The sequence below is a fragment of the Bradyrhizobium sp. P5_C11_2 genome, from assembly GCF_054049755.1.
The window spans coordinates 1-2859 of record NZ_JBFULT010000763.1 but is presented as its reverse complement, the minus strand read 5'-3'; the positions used below and the strand labels follow the sequence as shown (position 1 = coordinate 2859).

Sequence of the window (2859 nt, the reverse complement as noted above, 5' to 3'; positions counted from 1 at the left end):
GATCAGTGCATTACGACGTCGTCGTTATCGGCGGAGGCGCGGTCGGGGCGAGCATCGCCTACTTCCTGAGGCGTCATCCGAAGGCGTGCTCAGTAGCCGTGGTCGAACGAGACAAGACCTACCGCCTCGCTTCGACACCGCGTGCATCAGGCGGCGTCCGCCGGCTGTTCGCGCTGCCCGAGAACATCGCGCTTTCCAATTTCAGCATTCCCTTCTTCGAGCGATTTGACACCGACATGGCGGTGGATGGCGAACCGGCACAGATCGACTTCAAGAAAAACGGCTATCTCTTCATCGTCTCGGCTGCAGACATCGGCACGCTCGAGAGAAACTTTCGCGTGCAGGAAGAGAACGGCGTTAACGTCGTTTGGCTCGATCAAAACGGATTGAAGAGCAGATTCCCCTCAATGAATGTCGACGATCTCGCAGCCGCAGCATATTCGCCTGACGATGGCTGGCTGGATCCCTACAGCGTGCTGCGCGGATTGCGGCGGAAGGCCCTCTCGATCGGCGCGACGTTCCTCGATGACGAGGTTATCGGACTCGAGGCGCAGCGCGGACGCGTCAGAAATGTGACGCTGAAATCGGGAGCAGTCATCTCAGCGGACCACGTGGTGAACGCGGCCGGCGCATGGGCAAAGGAGATCAGCGCGATGGTCGGGATGCGGGTGCCGATCGAACCGATGCGTCGTTACGAGCATTACTTCGAGTGCGAGCAAGCAATCGAGCTGTTGCCCTATCTGAAGGACACCCAGCGATTGGCGTTCCGGCCCGAAGGCAAAGGCTACTCGGGCGGCGTGCCAGACATTCGGGAGCCGCGCGGCTTCAACTTCGAAGTCGAGCACGACTATTTCGAACGCGTCGTTTGGCCGGCGCTTGCGCATCGGTTTCCGGCCTTCGAACGGACAAAAGAAAAGAACGTGATGCCGGGGCTCTACGATCAGAACGAGCTCGATGGCAACGTAATCATCGGCCCCTGGACCAATGGCCTGCCGAATTTCTACATGATTGCAGGATTCTCGGGCCACGGCCTCATGCATGCTCCAGGCTGCGGGCGCGCGATGGCCGAACTGATCCTGGATGGCGGCTATCRGACCATCGATCTCAGTCGTTTCGGATGGCAGCGCGTGTTGGACGGCGCACCGTATCGCGAACAAGGGATCATTTAGCAGACGTTGCCGAGGGCTACACCATGGTTTGAGACGGTGCTTCCGCACCGCCTCTCACCATGATGCAGATGTCCAAGTTGCTGGCCTACTCCGCCGGTGCCGCGTGCATCTCCGGATGCGCGGCGTAGGGCTCGCTGGCGCCGAGCCTGCTGGCCGCGAACAGCCCGGCGGCCATCACGGCGTAGGCGAATGCAACTGCGGGCGTGACGCCAAAGCCGCCACCGATGCCGACGGCTTCGCCGTGCATGAWGCCGAAGTAAGTCAGCACCGCTCCGACCAGCGCAAAGGCCGAGGCCTTCTCGAAGTCGCGCTCGATGATGAAGACGCCGATCGCGCCCAGGATCAGGCCGCCGAGGATAGAGCCGCCGCCCATCACCTCGAGCCCGTGATAGAACACGCCCTGCTGCGGCAGTGCTGCGATCGCCGCGGCCTTGACCGCGTCGGCCTTGTCGGCGGCGAGCCCGCCGACAGAGGTCGCGGCCATCATGGTCGAACCCAGCATGGTGTCGATCTGGAGCTTGGCCCAGGCGGCGAGATGCGGCGTCAGCGCCAGCACGATCGCGGGCGCGTGCTTGACCGGCGTGGTCTGGAACGCCTGCGCACCGATCAGCATGCCGATGTAGAGCAGGATCGGCGAGATCGCGACCACCGGCACGAGCGCCAGCAGCACCGAGATGATGCCGAACCATGCCAGCACGACCACCATGATGCCGGTCGCGGCCGAGTAGCCGATGCGGCCGCCCATCGCCTTCCAGCCGGGATGGCCGATATAGACCGCGTTGATGAAGGGATTGCCCATCAGGCAGCCGATCAGGCTGACGACGCCGTCGGCCGTCAGCACGCGCGTGGTCGGATATTCGTCGCCGGCCGCTTCCGCGCTCTCGACATTGTCCATGGCCTCGACGAGGTCATAGATGCCGAACGGAATGGCGGTGACCAGGATGATGCCGAGGAACTCGAAGCCGGAGAACACGTAGCCTACGGCCGGGATCGGCACCGAGAAGCCGAAATTGGCAAAGGCATCGCCGACGCCCTTGACGCTCAGTCCACCGAGACCGAGGCCGAACAGGTTCGAGCCCCAGGCGATGATCATGCCGACCGCGATGGCGACGAGGCCGGCGGGAATGCCGCGCCAATATTTCACGCCGCCGAACCAGCTCACCAGGATGATGGCGAAGCAGACCAGGCCGATCTGCGGCGTCATGTACATTTCGAGCGCCGGCCGCATCGAGATGAAGGTGACGGAGACACCGGYAAGCGTGCCGAGCAGCGCCGCGCGCGGCGTGATCTTGCGGATGAACGGCGCGATGAAGCCGCCGATCATGAGGATGAAGCTCTGGAAGAACACCCAGACCAGGCCGGCCGACCAACCCTTCAGCGGATCGCCGGTCTTGATCGTGATCGGCAGCATGATCACGAAGGTGACGATGAACATGTGCGGCACGCTGACGCCCGAGGGCAGCGCGCAGACGTCGCTGCGGCCGGTCTTCTGCGCCAGCCGGTAGGCGAGGTATGCGTAGTAGAAGGTCGACAGGCACATCATCAGCCCGAGCGCGGGCAGGATGCGGCCGAACACGAGTGAGTCCGGCATCTTCAGCACGAAGCGCAGCAGGCCCGTGAGCACCAGCATGTTGACGAGAATGTTGGTGCCGAAGCCGAAAAACGCGTTCCAGTCGCCCGGTGTCCATAG

General features: G+C 63.2%; 2 protein-coding genes. One reads left to right on the top strand and one right to left on the bottom strand.

From position 1 onward, the window contains the following. Positions 1-1169 (top strand): NAD(P)/FAD-dependent oxidoreductase (locus ACXJL8_RS38170; protein WP_456686718.1); only part of this gene is annotated, 1169 nt, incomplete at its 5' end. Positions 1170-1254: 85 nt separating this feature from the next. On the opposite strand, the gene ACXJL8_RS38165 is transcribed toward ACXJL8_RS38170, so the two are convergent. Next, positions 1255-2859 (bottom strand): regulator (locus ACXJL8_RS38165; protein WP_456686717.1); only part of this gene is annotated, 1605 nt, incomplete at its 5' end.